General features: G+C 34.7%; 20 protein-coding genes. All 20 read right to left on the bottom strand.

The window, feature by feature from the left end:
- Positions 1–233: 233 nt before the first annotated feature.
- Positions 234–1,142, bottom strand: coding sequence for a chemotaxis protein (locus JFT95_RS06525; RefSeq protein ID WP_088039112.1), 909 nt, complete (start codon positions 1,140–1,142; stop codon positions 234–236).
- Between the two features lie 141 nt (positions 1,143–1,283).
- The gene (locus JFT95_RS06520; protein WP_002086477.1) at positions 1,284–1,769 is read right to left on the bottom strand and encodes a hypothetical protein; all 486 of its coding nucleotides are present in this window, start codon (positions 1,767–1,769) and stop codon (positions 1,284–1,286) included.
- Between the two features lie 312 nt (positions 1,770–2,081).
- Complete coding sequence (locus JFT95_RS06515; protein WP_088039111.1) at positions 2,082–2,417, bottom strand: DUF3964 family protein; 336 nt, start codon at positions 2,415–2,417, stop codon at positions 2,082–2,084.
- A gap of 49 nt (positions 2,418–2,466) precedes the next feature.
- Complete coding sequence (gene flgE, locus JFT95_RS06510; protein ID WP_002135398.1) at positions 2,467–3,780, bottom strand: flagellar hook protein FlgE; 1,314 nt, start codon at positions 3,778–3,780, stop codon at positions 2,467–2,469.
- Between the two features lie 21 nt (positions 3,781–3,801).
- Positions 3,802–4,374, bottom strand: a complete 573-nt coding sequence (locus tag JFT95_RS06505; RefSeq protein ID WP_088039110.1) for a flagellar hook assembly protein FlgD — start codon at positions 4,372–4,374, stop codon at positions 3,802–3,804.
- Positions 4,375–4,377: 3 nt separating this feature from the next.
- Entirely contained in the window at positions 4,378–5,487 is a 1,110-nt protein-coding gene (locus tag JFT95_RS06500) for a flagellar hook-length control protein FliK (protein ID WP_201051744.1), read from the bottom strand.
- Between the two features lie 10 nt (positions 5,488–5,497).
- Complete coding sequence (locus tag JFT95_RS06495; RefSeq protein ID WP_088039108.1) at positions 5,498–5,908, bottom strand: cytoplasmic protein; 411 nt, start codon at positions 5,906–5,908, stop codon at positions 5,498–5,500.
- A gap of 116 nt (positions 5,909–6,024) precedes the next feature.
- Positions 6,025–7,329 (bottom strand): flagellar protein export ATPase FliI, encoded by a 1,305-nt coding sequence (locus tag JFT95_RS06490; RefSeq protein ID WP_201051743.1) that lies wholly within the window; start codon positions 7,327–7,329, stop codon positions 6,025–6,027.
- Entirely contained in the window at positions 7,326–8,015 is a 690-nt protein-coding gene (locus JFT95_RS06485; RefSeq protein ID WP_201051742.1) for a FliH/SctL family protein, read from the bottom strand. Before JFT95_RS06485 ends, JFT95_RS06490 begins: the two co-directional genes overlap by 4 nt.
- Positions 8,002–9,006, bottom strand: coding sequence for a flagellar motor switch protein FliG (gene fliG, locus JFT95_RS06480; protein ID WP_000883357.1), 1,005 nt, complete (start codon positions 9,004–9,006; stop codon positions 8,002–8,004). Before fliG ends, JFT95_RS06485 begins: the two co-directional genes overlap by 14 nt.
- 13 nt (positions 9,007–9,019) lie before the next feature.
- Positions 9,020–10,594: a flagellar M-ring protein FliF C-terminal domain-containing protein gene (locus JFT95_RS06475; protein ID WP_088039105.1), complete on the bottom strand. Its 1,575-nt coding sequence runs from the start codon at positions 10,592–10,594 to the stop codon at positions 9,020–9,022.
- A gap of 22 nt (positions 10,595–10,616) precedes the next feature.
- A complete protein-coding gene (gene fliE, locus JFT95_RS06470) occupies positions 10,617–10,916 on the bottom strand; it encodes a flagellar hook-basal body complex protein FliE (protein WP_088039104.1) in 300 nt (99 codons plus the stop codon).
- A 16-nt stretch (positions 10,917–10,932) separates the two neighbouring features.
- The gene (gene flgC, locus JFT95_RS06465) at positions 10,933–11,346 is read right to left on the bottom strand and encodes a flagellar basal body rod protein FlgC (RefSeq protein WP_088039103.1); all 414 of its coding nucleotides are present in this window, start codon (positions 11,344–11,346) and stop codon (positions 10,933–10,935) included.
- Positions 11,347–11,366: 20 nt separating this feature from the next.
- Positions 11,367–11,774, bottom strand: coding sequence for a flagellar basal body rod protein FlgB (gene flgB / locus JFT95_RS06460; RefSeq protein ID WP_001113113.1), 408 nt, complete (start codon positions 11,772–11,774; stop codon positions 11,367–11,369).
- A gap of 361 nt (positions 11,775–12,135) precedes the next feature.
- A complete protein-coding gene (locus JFT95_RS06455; RefSeq protein WP_079519204.1) occupies positions 12,136–12,408 on the bottom strand; it encodes a flagellar biosynthesis protein FlgG in 273 nt (90 codons plus the stop codon).
- Complete coding sequence (locus JFT95_RS06450) at positions 12,398–12,766, bottom strand: flagellar export chaperone FliS (RefSeq protein WP_088039102.1); 369 nt, start codon at positions 12,764–12,766, stop codon at positions 12,398–12,400. The genes JFT95_RS06455 and JFT95_RS06450 overlap by 11 nt, the downstream gene beginning before the upstream one ends.
- A gap of 22 nt (positions 12,767–12,788) precedes the next feature.
- Positions 12,789–14,165: a flagellar hook-associated protein 2 gene (locus JFT95_RS06445; RefSeq protein ID WP_201051741.1), complete on the bottom strand. Its 1,377-nt coding sequence runs from the start codon at positions 14,163–14,165 to the stop codon at positions 12,789–12,791.
- A 19-nt stretch (positions 14,166–14,184) separates the two neighbouring features.
- Complete coding sequence (locus JFT95_RS06440) at positions 14,185–15,048, bottom strand: flagellar hook-associated protein 3 (protein ID WP_088039100.1); 864 nt, start codon at positions 15,046–15,048, stop codon at positions 14,185–14,187.
- 51 nt (positions 15,049–15,099) lie between these two features.
- Complete coding sequence (gene flgK, locus JFT95_RS06435; RefSeq protein ID WP_201051740.1) at positions 15,100–16,398, bottom strand: flagellar hook-associated protein FlgK; 1,299 nt, start codon at positions 16,396–16,398, stop codon at positions 15,100–15,102.
- Positions 16,399–16,415: 17 nt separating this feature from the next.
- Positions 16,416–16,868, bottom strand: coding sequence for a hypothetical protein (locus JFT95_RS06430; protein WP_201051738.1), 453 nt, complete (start codon positions 16,866–16,868; stop codon positions 16,416–16,418).
- Positions 16,869–16,870 lie beyond the last annotated feature (2 nt).

The following is a 16,870-nucleotide window of genomic DNA, read 5'->3' as shown; positions in this document are numbered from 1 at the left end:
CCGAAAAAGTTTGCGCCACCACGAAATCTTATAGATGAAATAATTGAACATCATGTAAAAAAAACCCTCACCTTTACTATAAAGGTGAGGGTTTTACACAACGCTAACTAATTAACCTAAAGAATGACCATTATTACCACCGTGGCTACAGAAAAACAAAAATATCTCAGAAACACTCTACCTTTCTGTCTTTACACACATGGCTGGCTCCTCTCTTCCAACTAAAAGAAGCTTTATAGTACTAACTTATCAACTAGCCCGATTAATTCTTGGATATCTGGCTTACTTACTTGAGCATTCGCTCCTACTGCTTCACCTTTATGGAATAATTCATTTGTAATTAATGAAGAGAAAATAATGACTGGTAATTGATTCATTACTTCACTATCTTTAATTACTTTCGTTAAGTGGTGTCCATCCATTTTCGGCATTTCAATATCTGTAATAAGCAGGTGAATATGTTCAAACATTTTTTCGCCTTGCTCTTTTGCTAATTTTTCAATTTGCGCTAACGCTTCCGCCCCATTGCTGAAGAAGTTCATTTTCGTATATCCAGCTGATGATAATGTTTCTTCTAGTATTTGACGAAGCATCGCTGAATCTTCTGCAATATAAATAACTTTTTCAGCTCGATCTGTTTTTTGCTCTAATCCTGAAAGTGATTTATTGTCATAACCAGTACCGCTAATTTCACATACAATTTTTTCATAATCTAATAATAAGATGATTTTCCCATCTAGCTTTACAATTCCAGACGTCGTTTCTTCTAGTCCCATAGATAATGAAGCTGGCTCATCAATTTGTTCCCATGAAATACGTTGAATACGATGCACTTCATCAACACGGAAAATAACTTTCATTTGGTTTAATTCTGAAATGATAAATTTCGTTTGATCAAGTGGTTTTATAGATTTTAAATTAAGAGCCGTTGCTAAGTTAATAACAGGTAAAATTTCACCACGTACTTGAACAACACCTTCAACTGCACGATGAGATTCTGGCACAGTTGTAACAGGGAATGGATTAATAATTTCACGCACTTTCATTACATTGATGCTAAATAAATTTTCACCAACAGTATAAGTTACGATTTCTAATTCGTTTGTTCCACTTTCTAATAAAATACTTTGTGCTTGTGACATAAAGGTGTCGCTCCCCTTTCATTAATTCCGTATATCTAATTATTAAGCTTTATTAAAACCAAAAAGTCAACTACCTATATAAAAAATATAGATAGTTGAGTGATCCTCACAGTTTTAAAGTAGAAATACTACCAGTAAAACTTAATCTTGTATAAACGAAGCAAGTGCCTCTAGTAATACTTCTTGTGCTCCTACAATTTCTGTCGGCATCGCTTCCCATTTTTTTGAAAGCTCTGTTTCCACTCTCATTCTTAGCTCTGGACCCATTTCTCCTAGCACATATTCTTTCGTCGCTATATCAACATCAAGGAGTGCAAGTGCATATAATTCCGGATCGTTTATTTTTTTAAATAATTGTTTCAATACCGCCGGTGCTATATGTTTTAACTTTTCAATGTGAATTTCCTTATCCGAAAATAGTAACTCATATTGAATAAACGTAACATTTTCTTTAATAACTTTAAAATAGCAATTATTTTTTTTATCATTTACAAAATAACCGTTCGGATCTGCAATAATACTCTCTACTTGACGTATTAAATTAGGTAAACTACTCGCCGCCATTACAGTACGTTGCTCAACCTCACTTGGCGAAATGAATGTAACGCGATACTTATTCTGCGCCATCCTCCTCACCTCTCCTTTTATATAAACTTAGTCTAATTGTACAATATAGCACAACTATCTTAAATTAATCTAACTCTATTTCAAATCACTACTTATAGACCCTATCTTCAAAAAGAGAAGAGGCGCCACCACAATTGACTTTCGGCCCCCTCAACTAACCTAGAACCTATCAATCTTATTCATGGCTCCTCGCCTCTTCAACTACCTTAGAACCTCTCCATATCTCTGGTCTTACAACATGCGAGCCACTCATAAGCACTAACCGCTACTACTCATCGCTAGGCCCTCTCTCAAAACCTTAAAAGAAAGCTTTTAAGCCCCTTTCAACAGCTCAATGTTATTGAACCAAAAAGCAAGCTGCTGATCCGTAATATCCGGCAACATAACGAAAAACTCACGGCACTTCATCTCATCTTTAAACAGTTGATACTTCCAAACACCATCACTACCAACACTTACGAAATAAAACTCATGAATACGACCAATGATTGCTTCCTTTTCACCAAATGAATACGGAGGCACTTGCTTAATTTCAAATTGATCCGGTAAATATGCATGCTCTTCTCGTTCCATGTTTAACACTTGCTCGGCAAGTTCACGTTTATTTTCAAAAAAAGGCAATTGTAAAATTCGCTCTTGTCTTGTCATACGAATAAAAAACCCTTTCTACTACATTACAATTTTTCTTTATACTATATTATCGAATTAAGTTTACAACTTCATTTAATACTTCGTCTGATACTTTAATTACTTTCGCATTTCCTTGGAATCCACGTTGATACAGCATTAAGTCAACGAATTCTACTGATAAATCTACGTTTGAACTTTCTTTTGCTGACCCCCGTACATTACCTGCACCATTCTCACCAGCAACACCTATCCCTGGAATACCCGCTGATGGTGTGGCAATGTAATTTCCATTCCCAGTTTTCATTAATCCACCTGAATTAGGGAATGTAGCTACAGCTAGTTGTCCTACAACCTTCATACTACCATCCGAATATCTCATCATAACAAAACCACCGTCAGAAATAGAATAGTCATTTGCAATTGCAGCTGGACGCCCCGTTACTTCTGTTGTAGAAATCGTTTTCCCTGTAGGGTAATTAGTTAATCCTCCTAAATCGAGTGTAAGTCCTTTACCGAAAGGAATATTAACTGTTCCTCCTCTAGTAATCTCTCCAGTTACTGGATCTTTTTGTACAGATTCATCTGTCTCCTTTAAATTTCCTAAAGTATCAAATTTAAGATTTTTTTCGCCCGTCATGCCTTCAACAGGCTTAAATTCTTTTTCGTTTTTAGAATCATTTCTTACAGAAACTGTATATGTATATTCACCTGGCACCGGCTTCTCAACTTCTTTTCCATCTACAGTCTCTTTTGTAGTCTTTTGCTTAATATTTACACGTAACGTTAATGAGTTTCCTTCCTCATCAAAAACTGTGAATTCGTGAGCTAATGCATTTTGGTTTCTAGGAAGGTTTCCACCTATTGTTGCTTTATCTGTTTGAATCCCACCAACAGCTGATCCCATCGGAATATGAATTGGACTTGGTCGTGAAGAAAAATCTATTTCTTGCGTTCCTGTTTTCACACCATAACCTAACACATACTGTCCACTTGTATTTGTAACATAGTTATCTTTAGATACACCGAAAGACCCTTTTCTCGTATACTCTACATTTCCACCATTACGATCGCCAACTAAAAATAAACCATTTCCCTCTATGGCTGTCTCCATCTTATCACTAGTTAAAGTAATAGAACCATCACTAAAATCTGTAGATGTCCCACTAAACTTTACACCGTTACCAATACTCTTTGGATTCGTACCAGCATAAGCACCATCACCACGTGAACCAACCGTATTATTATATAGCAAATCATCAAAAATAGCTTTTTGCTTTTTATATCCAACTGTTTGTGCATTTGCAATATTATTTGAAGTAACACTTAATGCATTTTGTGCTGCATTCATCCCTGTAATACTTGTATATAACGCTTTAATCATAACCTATATACACTCCTTTTATTAATTTTGCTTAACCTCTTCATTTTTTTCTATATCATCTTTCTTCTCATCTTCTGGATTTGTTTCTGCTATCGGTTTATCTGAAACCCTTTCTACAAAACGAAGTGAGACAACTTGATTATCAACAATAAGTTGTACATCGTTATTTTCGGCAAGTCGAACTGTTTCCACTTGACCAGTCACTTGCTTCCCATTATTGTCTACACCCCTAACGTACTTCCCTAAAAATTTCATTCCTCCATCAAGAGCTGTCGTATGCATCGTTGATTGCAATTTATCTACTGCTTTCGTCATATTTTGCACTTGCTCCATAAGCGATAGTTGAGCTGTTTGGTTCATCATTTGATTCATATCCATTGCATTGAATGGATCTTGATGTTGGAAACTTGCTAAGAAAAGTTTCAGAAAATCATCTTTATCCATAATACCAGGTGTTTTTTGTGTACTTGCTGATACTCCGTTTGCTTGTTGAACTGACGACTGTGCACCATTAACAGATGCGTTTTTTGCTTGCGCTCCTGCTTGTAACGGAATATGATTTGTACTCGTTGTATTTAACCCAACTGTTGGCACGCTTTATTCCTCCAATAATCCAGCAAATTCTTTTGATTCTTGTTTCTCCTGTTTCGTGCTTGCTAATTTTTGTTTTTGTCTTTGCTCTTGCTCTCGCTGTTCTTTACGATTTTCATCTTTTTCTGAATAACTAATTTGAATATTAATTTCTTTTTCTTTTAACTTTAGCTTCAATTCGTCAAAAATTATTTCAACACGCTTTTTCGCATCGTGTTTTTCCATTTCTACGTGAACGTCAATTTGATCTCCATGCTTTTTCATAAACACAGTTAACGTACCAAGTTTTTCTGGATTTAGCTGGAATAAAACACGTTCTTGTTTCACTACAAACTTTTGTAGCGCTTCTACTTGCGCTTCCATTTTCTTTCCTAAGTCAGGTAATGAAACTTTCTCAGCACCACTATTTGATTTCCCTATTTGTTCGGTATTCGTTGCTTTATTTAATAATTCCGCACCCGCAGAATTCGAATCGTTTAACGAATCAACTTCTGGCAACTCTATCTTTACATCATCACTTTCTGATTTCGGAAGGTCTACGTCTTTAGACTCTTCTTGTTTCTTTGTGATATTACAAGTTTCTGTTTCTACAACTTTCAATGCGTGCATCGTTTGCTCCGGCATCTTCACTTTGTCTAACACCATTTGCATTGTATCTTCTAAACATATGGCTTTTTTAATATTCATGTTTGAAAGGAGCTCTTGTAATTGTTGTAATTCAGCTGCAGGCAATTCGTTAAGTTTTATATTTCCATATTCTTTATACAACTCTTGTATTTTTTGTATGTATTGATATAACAATTCTGGCTGCACACGTAATTGCTCAATTGCAACCATTTGCTCAGATACAGCTAACAATAACTGTTCTGTCTCTTTCTTTTCTTCTTTCTTTACAATCGGCTCTTCTTTCGTTACCGTTTTTTTTGCGAGAATATATTCTTTCTTCTCTTCTTCTGGTGCTTCTTCTCGTTTCGGTTTCTCCGTTTTCGGCTGTTTTTTATTTTCAATTCTCATTGTATTATCGAATGAAGAATTTTCATTTTTCGATTGTACTTCTAGCCCTTTTTCTTTTTGCGGAGGTAAACTTTGCTGCACCGGTAATACAAACTGTATCACTACATCCACCTCATCCGTTCATACACATTTTTAAATCAAGAAGCATTTTTTCTTCCAGCTTTTCTTTTACTTTCGCAAGCTTCTTACAATCTTCTTGATACATTTCATCAATGACACGTTCTTTTTCTTTTACTTGTTCTAAAAGACTTTCATTTTTTTGAATAAAACCTTCTGTTTTTTTAATTTTTCGATTCCATTCTTCTATTCTTTCAGGTGAAAACGTATGTGAAGAAAGCATGCCAGCCATAATACGTTGCCCAGTTTGTACGACTTTGCTACGTGATTTCACAACATATAAATCATATTCTTTTTTTTGTTCTATTTTTCTTTTTTCAGCTGTTAATTCGTATACTTCTTTTAAAATATGTTCTTTTTCTTGATTAATCTGCAATTTTATCGTGTCGTACTGCTGTTTATCCACCTGTTTTCATAGCCCCTTCCTATTATAACGCTCTCTTTTTCTATTATATAGTTTTTTTCTAAAAAAATCTGTGAAATATTAAAAAACAAAAAAATAAGGCCTCCGCATACGAGGCCTTATACTATATGGTGTATCGCTTGAACGATATCATCAAATTGGAAACTATCCGATCGACCTTGCTTTAAAAACGTATTTATACCTTCTACTTTATTTTTACATTCAAAAATATAAGCATTTTCTTCATTCTCTTGAATCGTCCCTAATTTAAAGTACAATTCATTTTCTTTATAAATAGATAAGATTTTTCTCATTTCATTTGCCAGTTGCCAATGGTTAGGCGACACAATTTCTTCCATAATCCTACTTACTGAATCTAACACTGAAATGGCAGGATAATGACTAAGCGTAGCAAGCTCACGCTTTAATACAATATGTCCATCTAAAATACCACGTGCTAAATCTGGTACAGGACCGTTTAAATCGTCACCATCAACGAGTACGGTATAAATACCTGTTATAGATCCTTTTTGTGTTTTCCCAGATCGCTCTAACAGCTTCTTCATATAACTTTCCATTAACAGTGTTTTACCACCAATCGGTAACTCTTTCACTGCAATATCAACACTTCTGCGCGCATCAGCAAAACGAGTTACAGAATCCATCATGAGTAGTACGTTGTTGCCTTGATCACGGAAGTATTCAGCAATAGATGTTGCAAGCTTTGCAGCGCGAAGTTGCATAAGATGACTTTCATCTGACGTCGCTACAACAACGACGCTTTTTTTCATACCTTCTTCGCCTAACTCTTTTCGAATAAAGTCTTTTACTTCCCGGCCACGCTCACCTACTAAACTAATAACGTTAATATCAGCTTTTGCGTTTTTCGCAATCATTCCAAGTAAAGTAGATTTACCAACACCTGATCCAGCAAAAATACCTATCTTTTGACCGATCCCAATCGTTAACATAGAATCAATTGATTTAATTCCCGTTTCAAATACATCTGTAATTTCTTCACGCTCAAATGCATGAATCGGCGGTGCATCCAATTTTATTTTTTGCAGTGGAATGTTCTCGGCAACTTCGTTTAACACTTTTCCATTTGCACTTAACACTTTGCCAAGTAAATGATTACCACGGGGAACAACGACATCTTCTGTAATTAATGTAACTAAATCTCCGTAACATACTTTTTCTGTCTGTTCAAATGGGAGTAACATATTGTTTTCTTTTTCAATTGCAATAACTTCACATAAGACGCTATGCTCTCCAACGAGACAAACATCTCCAATCTTCGCTTTTGGACCTTTCGCTACAAAAAACTGCTCTTGTACACTATGAACTTTGCCAACTTTCGTATAAAACGGTGTTTCAATAAATGTATTCCATTTATTATGCTCATTCATTAGCTCGTTGTTCATACGTTTTGCTCCTCAAACAACTTCTCTTCTTCCCATTTATGACGAAGCTTCGCAAATATCGGTGCAAATTTAAATTCAAAAAACTCTTTCTCTTCTTCCAGAACAAATTCGCCAAACTGTAAAGAAAAATCATACTTCCATTCTACTAATTGTAGTAGCCAATACTCTTTCGTATTTTCTTTCTCTTCTTGTATACGTTCAAATGTTTCTGGGTGAACCGTTATAATTAATTTTTCAAATGAAGTAGGTAATGTTTGCACGATGCCTGTTAAAATCGGCAAAACGTCTAATAAGCGCGAATCTACCGCTTGATTCACTACTTTTTCTGCTAACTGAAAAGATTGATTCCATAATAACTCTGTCCATTCGTATGCTGTTTCTTGTTGTTCTTTTTGAAACTGTATACGCGCTGCTTCCATCTGTTCCATTTGTTCATGAATATGCATTTGAAACTGTTCTTTATCTTGTACTAGCTGCTGACGCTCTCGTTCTAGCATTTGCTGCCCTTGTCTTAACTGATTCATTTCCATATGTAATGATTCTTGCTGGGCGCGAAGCTCTGCATGATCAGCTTGTAATTCTTCCTCTTCTATTTGGACTGAAGCTAGTTTTGGAAATTGTAATTCATACGTTTCTTCAGAAAAAGAAACAGAATTCTTCGGAATTCTGTTTTTAAATAAGGACATCCCCTTCACCTCTTTGAACGATAATTCTTCCTTCTTTTTCTAGCTTTTTAACTGTACCTGTAATCGTTTGCTGCGCTTTTTCAGCATCCGTCATCTTAAGCGGTCCTAAGCCATCTAATTCTTCTAGAATCATCTCTTTACGGTTCGAAGACATACATGTAAATAATTTCTCTTTAATTTCTTCTTTTGCAATTTTAAGTGCTTTCGCAAGAACACCGTTATCTGTAATTTCTTCCAATACACGGCGAAGCGCAAGATCTTCAAGACCAAGTAAATCTTCAAAGACAAACATATTTTCTTTAATTTTTTCAGATAACTCATAATCGACTTCATCCAGCTTTTGAAAGACTGTTTTTTCAACACCTCGTGAAACATTATTTAAAATGTTCACGATCGTTTTCAAGCCATCAGTTTTATTAATTGCACTAAATGCCATATTATTTAATTTCGTTTTTAACAACTCACCAATTTGATTAATTAATTCACCATCAACTTGTTCTAGTTTTGCAATACCCATTACCGTCTCTACTCGTTTATGATCTGGCAATCTCTCAATTAATTGAGAAGCAAGTTGCGGTTTAATGTAAGAAGCAATTATCGCAATCGTCTGCGGTGATTCATCATTGAGCACTGTAAGAAGTGGTTCTAAATCTGTAAGTGAATTTAAGAACTCAAACGGATTATCTTTGTTATACCAAAGGTCTTCCAATAATTTTTCCAGCTCGTCTTCTGGCATATTTTTAAATATACGACGAATGTATTCTTTATCTGGAGTCACTAAGTTCAATTCTTTTACATTTAGTTCATACAAAAACTCCCCTAATACATTTTCTAACGTTTCTGGTTTATATACACGAAACTTCGCAATTTCACGAAGTAATACTTCTTTTTCCTCAGCTGTCATATATTCAATGACTTTTGCTGCCACCCCTTCGTCTAATGTACGAATGAGGATGGCAGCTTTTTCTTTGGAGGAGATTTCATCTAACATCGTTGTTCCTCCCTTACTGTCCGTTTAACCATTTTTTAATTACTTTTGCAGTACCTTCTACATGTTCTTTCGTAGCTTCCTGCACTTGATCATCTAACGTTGGTTCTTTCGGTTCTTCTGGTTCCGGTGTTGGCTCTGGCACTATTTTTTCTTCAGGAATTTCCAGGATACTTTCATTGCTTGCAGCAATTTCCTCTTCTGCTAAGTATTCTTCATATTCCTCTTCTTCTCTCTTTTTCTTACGTCTTGCTAAGAAGAACCATACTAAGCCAATTAGCGCTAACAAGCCAGCTGTAATTCCACCGAATAACCACCAGTTCATACCACTTTCTTCTGGCTCTTTCTCTTTTTCAACTTTCGGCTGGTCGAACTGAACAGTTACAACGTTAACTTGACCGTTTGTAAAGTTTCCATTCGGATCAGCTTGAAGCCCAGCCGCTGTGCCAATCGCTTCTTTAAATGTTGTCATATCAATTTTTCGTTTTACTAACGTATCGTTATCTACCCATACAACAACATTTGTTTTTGTTAATTCCGGATGTTTCTTAATTGTTTCAACTGTTTTATCTATTTCATAGTTTTCAATTTTGTTACCATTTTTATTATCGTAGACAACTTTACCGTTTTGATTATTGTTCGTACCGTAGTTCGGCACTTCACCGTTCGCTGTAATACCCGCACCTTGCTTCGTATCTGCTCCTTCTTGCGCAGTAGAGCTTTCTTCTTGCTCTTGTTTACTACGAAGTACACCTTTATCACCATATTTTTCTGACTGACGTGTAACTTCATCGTAGTTTACAGACACTTTCGTATTCACTTTATATTCATTTGCCTTAAACATCGTCATTAACGTTGCGTCAATATCTTGTTTTAATTTACCTTCAATTTGATGCTGCATCTCTACTTCTTTGTCATAAGAAGAGGAACTGTTAGAATGCGCTTCATCTGCTCCTTTTGAGATGATACCTTTTTTACTATCAATAACACTTACTTCTTCTGCTTTCACGCCAGGAACTGCCGCACTAATCATTTGCTGTATACCAGCAACTTGATCAGCTGTTAATAATTGTCCACGCTTCACACCAACAGTAATCGCTGCTGTTCCTTTTGCTTTTTCTTCATCAAAAATTGTCTCTTTTTCAGGTAATGTAATTTGAACATTCGCCGTTTCAACCGTCGCAAAATTTCGTACAATATCTTGCTCCAATTGTTTTTTCGTACCGACAATTTGCTTCATTTTTTTATCTTGCTCACTTGAACCGAGCGAGCTTTCTAATAAAATTTCCTCGCCGCTCTTAGAGTTAAACGGTAAGCCCATTCCATTCATTTCTTTTCGAACCCATGGAGCATCATTCTTTTGCACACGAATTGAACCATCGGCCGCTAATTGGTAATCGACACCTAACTTCGATAATTCTGCTGTAATCTCTTGCTTATCTGCATCATTTAAATTTTGATATACAACAACATATTTATCTGGCAAGGTGAAGTATAAAAGTGCTCCTGTTACAACCGCTAATAGCGCAGCACCGATTACTAACTTATGCCACGTTTTTAACGATTGGATAACATTTTTTATCTTTTCCATTTAAACACACCCGTCCACTTTCCTAAATTTGCATATTAATTAGTGACTTATAATTTTCAATAAGATTATCACGTACGAGAGCAGCCGTTTTCATTTGAGATTCAGCTTTTTTTTGCTGAATTAAAACGTCATGTGTTTCTCCTACCCCTTTTGTTAATAAATCATATACTGCTGTTTGCGCATTATTTTGTGTTTGATTTATATCTTCCAATAAATCAATAAACTTTTTCCCCTCAACTACAGATGTTTCCGAAGTTTTTGGTGCACCAATTGACTGAATTGCTCCAAATGGCTGTGTATGTAACATTGGTTGAATTTTCATATCCCTATCTTCCCCCTTATCCTCGTCCAATTTCTAAATCTTTATCGAGCATTTTTTTGTTCGCATTTAATACACTCGTATTTGCTTCATACATTTTTTGAGCAACCATAACATTCGTCATTTCAGCAGTTACATCAACATTTGGATAACGTACATATCCTTCTTCATTTGCGTGCGGATGCGTCGGATCATACACTAAGTTTTCCGTTTTGTCTGCTTCAATACTTTTTATTTTCACTCCGTTAGTAGGAGCCACGTCTAACATACTTGCAAAACTATTATTTGATTCTAGCACCACACTACGACGCTCATATAAATCTGTCCCCGGAGCCGCTGTCGTATTCGCATTTACAATATTGTTTGAAGTAACTTCCATCCACTTTCTCGCTGTCGTTAGTCCTGATCCACTTGCATTAATTGCCTGAAACATCGTTGTCTCTCCTTCTACCTTTAACGTCCACGTGCCGCTTGGTTAATTGCGTATTGTGTATTAATTGCATTAATTGAAATACCGTATAACTGATTTGCTTTCATTAAATCTAGCATTTCTGTCGTTACATCCACACTATTTCCATCTTGATTCGTTTGCATTGATTTCGTTTGAATCTTTGCATATGTATTTTTCATATTTACTGTCGGTAAGTGCATTTCATTCGTTTGATATAAATCTGGATTACTCTTTAAATCAGCCGCATTGTTCTTATATAACGCACTACTCTTACTCATCTGCTCAGCAAATGTTACATCTTGTGCTTTATAGCCAGGTGTATTCGCATTTGCAATATTACTAGAAACAGTATTTCGTTTCGTCACTAAATAATTCATATAATGGCTTACATCACTCACTAAATCTGGCATATTCCACACCCTTCCTTTTCTAACTTAATGATCCACTGATGGAAGTTTCACTTCATTATTTATTTCCTTATATGCATTTATTAAAATATTTACTATTATGTACCCTTACATATTTTATTCCATTTTTCCATTGTTGTCTTTAGAAAAATACAAAAATATAAAAAAGAATACAAAAAAATGTATACACGTAGTAATCCATGAAATATTTCGATATATGAAATACAAATCAAATTTAATTTTTATATTTTTTAGATTACTTTCTCATTACAGGCATAAAGTGAAACCTCAATCAGCGGAACTCTTTATTTAAACAAGGAATGGATTCCCTTTTAAAAGGGGAATCCTTTTCCATACTTTATCATTAATATTTACCATAAAATGAATTAGCTTTCATTCGCCCATCATTTTCCATAATCATTTCTTCCAAAATCTTTTGCTTATCTCGAATATGCTGCGCTGCCTTAATAATCCACGGGGTAACTTCCGTTGCAACTTGCGTGCGCGTTTCCTCATCCAATGTCATCATCCAACGATTTAACATCTCACTTTTCTCAGCAAACTCTTCATCTGAAACCTGCAATTCACCGATTCCATTAAAACAACTGACAAACGTTCGATAAATATCATTGTTCATTTTCGAGCGCTCCACGGTAACCGTCTATTAAATCTTGTAACACTTGTACAATCGCATCAATGTCTTTTGCTTCACGCGTTACTTTCATCGTTTGAATTTGAATGCTAATCCAATCATATAAACCAAATAGACTGTCATATAAATCTTTCGAAATATCAGGATTTAATTGAAGCTTCAACTCTTCAAATATACGTTCTAACTTTTCAAGAAGGTCGTCTCCTTCTTGAAGTTTAAATGTATTTAAAAATTCTTCTAATTTACGAAACTCTACGATACATCTTTCATAAATAAATATTGTATTTTTAATCGGATTACTCGTCATAATATCATTTTGCATATAACGTTGCCATGCTTGCATATAATCACTTCCTCAGCTTTCATTAATCATCACTTTTTGTTTTTGTCATTGCTTTGATCGTCTGCAGCTGACTATCAAGCAATGCTAGCTGGCTTTCCAACTTTGCATATTTATCAATAATTGATTCTTGTTTTTTCTTATTAATTGTATCAATATCTTGAATTTTTCTCTCTAAATCAGTTACTTGCTTTTCAATACTTTTAGAGCGTTTTCCAATAATCCCTTCATCTCCAAAGATTCCCTCGAGCTTTTTATCTATATCATGACCAATGCCATTAAAACCAAAGAAAAATTGTTTTGTAGATTCTGGATTCTCTTTAAAAGCTATTTTCAATTTTTCTTCATCAAGAGTCATATTTCCTGTTTTATCAATTTGAATCCCGAAAGAAAATAAATATTTATCATCTTGGGAAAATCTAAAAATGCTTGTCATTGCATTACTGATAGCAAATGAAACATTATTCCCTTGCATTACTCCATTTTCACCAGAAAATAAATCTAAACTTTTAACAGCGTTATTATACTCATCTTTCATTTTTTTGATTAAATCTATCGAATTTTTTATATCTGAATCTTCGATAGTTAATTTAATCGGCTCTGTAGTTACCTTTTCTAAGTTAATAGTTAATCCTGGAATTGTATCAATCTTATTTGTTTTACTAGTTCCTTTAATTCCATTTATTGTATATTCAGCATTTACTGCTCCTGTCACTTGATGTGCAATGGCATTCGTTCCATCCGTATTTTTCGCAGAAGTAACCAGCCCTATATTTTGTAAAAAGCCATTGGTACCATCCGTTAATTTCAGCTCTCCCTCTTTTCCTGCAATAGTAGATGTGAAAAATAGTTGATCCCCTAATGTGTATACGGATACACCATAATTTCCATTATTAATTTTATTGACAAGATCTTTATACGTCATATCTTCCGAAATTTTAACTTCTTTTCCATTTATCTGAAATACATCATCTACTCCAAGCTTTAAATCTAAACTGAATTTTTGCTCCGTACCTTCAGGAGTTTTTGGGGGAGTAAGTGGAGCTGTAGTTATTTGATGTCTTTCTGCTACTCGCTCTACTGTAATTGTGTATGTTCCAGGAATTGCAGCAGCATCCGCCTGTGCTGTCATAAAACCATCTTTGGATAGAGTTGTTTTCTTTTCATCACCTTTAAATGTGTTTAAATCTTTGAATACTTGCACAAAATTTGCAAACTCTTTTTTCATGCTCGCATACACTTTGTTTTCATTTGTTAACGTTTGTTTTTGTGTAGTATATGGTGATTTTTTCATTTCCAATGCTTGTAACTCTAAATCTACTAACTTCTTTGTATCTATCATGTTATTTCCTAAATTCCATATTTGCTGTCTGTCACCATAATTAGATATTGTCCCTGCCATATTTTTCACTCCTTATCATTTACATGTAATCTAAAATACTCGTTTTACTCATCGTACTAACAGCTTTTAATGTTGCTTCGTACGTTGCGTTTATATAAGCTAAATCAGAAATTGCGACCGCTAAATCAACATCCTCAATTTCTTTACGGTTTTCTTGAAGTGCTACATTTTGCTCGCTTAAAATTGTTTTAAACGTCTCCATTGTGTTCATTGTCGAACCAACTTCAGTTGTACGATTAATGATGCCATCTAAGTTTTGCTTATTTCCTTCTAATAACGGTTTTAACGCTTTTGGGTCACCGTTTTGCATCGCTTCACTCATCTGTTTTAACGTTTTTATAACTGGGGATAATAATGCTTCTCCGTTACGGAACGCTTTGAATTCATAACCGTCATTTAGTTGCCAGTTCACATCATTTTTTCCACCTTGGTATGTACCATCTTCTGTAAACGGTGGCTTCTCTGCACTATCACCACCGAAAATATAACGGCCTTGCTCTTTCGTATTCGCTAAATATACAACTTGTTTTAAAATTTGATCAATTTCTACACCAATAGCCTTCAATTCTTTTTCACTATTTGTTCCATTTAATGCTTGTACTGTTAATTGATCTGCTCTTGTTAAAGATTTCAAAACACCTTGTAAAGTATTTTCAGTTTGTGTTAACACATTTTTCGAATCCGCTATATCTTTTTGCATTTGTTCCATATTTGCCAATGAATGTTGAATTGCAAATGATTTACTTGCTGCAAGTGGGTCTTCACTCATAAGAAGGTTTTTCTTCCCTGAAGTTACTTGATTTCGGTGGTATTGCTGTTGCACATTTAAATCCATCAACTGATTCTTTGCCCAGTTTGCATTTTGAAATGTAGATACTCTCATTTCTATCTCCTCCTTATATATTTTCAATCACAGACTATACATGACTACTCCTTATCTAATAATCGAAAACAAACTATCAAATACTTCATTCATCGTAGTAATAGCTTTAGAGTTCGCCACGAAGTATTTCTGGAAGGCCATTAAATTAACCATTTCTTCTTCCATATTAACGCCTTCGATGCTCATCTTTTCTTGCTGGATACCTTCTAATAAATCCTTATGAATATTTTGATATGCATTTACTGAACTTTTATCAGAAGCTACACCAACTAAAAATTGATCTAAGGCTTGCTTATATGTAAGTCCATCCTTATAGCCTTTATCTGTAATACTCGTAAGGTTGTTGGCAGTTTCAGCTGAAATTTTCATTTTTGAAATATCTTTTGTAAAATCAGGATTCAATTCAATTTTCTTCGCATCTTCTCCTACAAAAAACTCTTTCTTCATAGTATTATTCACTTGTTGTTTAAACGAATTTACAAATTCATTCAGATTATCTTTATAACTTGTAATCTTTGCTTTCGTATCAATTGCCGATAAAATTGTTCCACCACTTAATGGGATATCTGTTCCAGATATTTGTACAGACATAGGCTCTTTATCCCTCTGTAATTGAAGTGGATATGTATCTTGACCATTTACAGTTAAAATACCATTCATCCTAACACTTGCGATATTAGGATTTGTAGCTTCATACGATACTTCTATATCTGCATACTTAGACATTTCTGTCATAATACGATCACGTTCATCTAATAGTTGATTTGGTACTTGTGTACCAGCTTGTCCAATTTTCTTGTTCGCTTCTGCTAAACTAGCAGCAAGTCGATTAAATTCATTAACATGTGCTTCAATATCTTCTGTCGTCTGTGCTTCCACTGTATGTAAGTTTTTCGCGAGACGATTTACTTGACTTGTGAACTTCCCTGTTTCAGCAATTAATGTATCGTAGTAATTTGATTGCTCCGGATTTTTTGCAACTTCACGAAAAGCATTGAAAAACCCATCCATTAAACTAGATAATGAATTTTTACCTGTCGTTCCTACCATAGACTCGACTCGCGACAAAGTAGAATTCATATATGCATAGTACGAGAACTGTGACATTTGATCATTATATTGCTTTGTCTTCACCTCATCTGTAATACGATCAATACCTAATGTTTGTACACCGTATCCTATTCTTTGTTCCGGTGCATACCCTTTACTCCCTCCAGCAGATCCGTAATTCACCATTTGACGCACATAACCCGGTGTATGAATGTTAGATAAGTTTTGTTTTGTCGTTTGTAATCCCATTTGGGCCGCTAGCATACCAGATAACGGCGTATTATAATCAGATAATCTCATAATGCTTCACTTCTCCTTTACAATAGTTCATTCATAAAGATTTGCGAATTATTGTTTTTCTCCAAATTGTATTCAGAAACGGAATCCACAATACTTTCTGTAGTTTTTAATAGTACGTTTAAGTAATATTGATTTTTCAAAAGAATCATTTTTACATTTTCTTCTAATTCATTTAAACTTTTTTGTAATTCTTCCATTTTTTCATTTTCTTCCTGTGAAAAATACGAAAATACCGAACGCATACGCAACGGTTCAACTTGTTTTTCTTTACAAAGCTGAACAACCATTTCCTCAAAAGATCGCGATAATCCTTTAACACCTTCTATGTACTGCAATTGCTCTACTTGCAACTTTTGAACTGCATTTACATTTTTATTTTTTAAATTCTCATATATTTGTTCCCCAAGCGTTTGAATATTTTCATATGCCTTTTGAATAATAACGAGCTTTTCATATAATTGTATGTACATAT

Origin of the sequence: Bacillus sp. TH17 (genome assembly GCF_016651125.1) — a bacterium.
GTDB lineage: Bacteria > Bacillota > Bacilli > Bacillales > Bacillaceae_G > Bacillus_A > Bacillus_A mycoides.
Note: the sequence above shows the minus strand (reverse complement) of the source record. Positions and strands in the feature narration are given on the sequence as shown.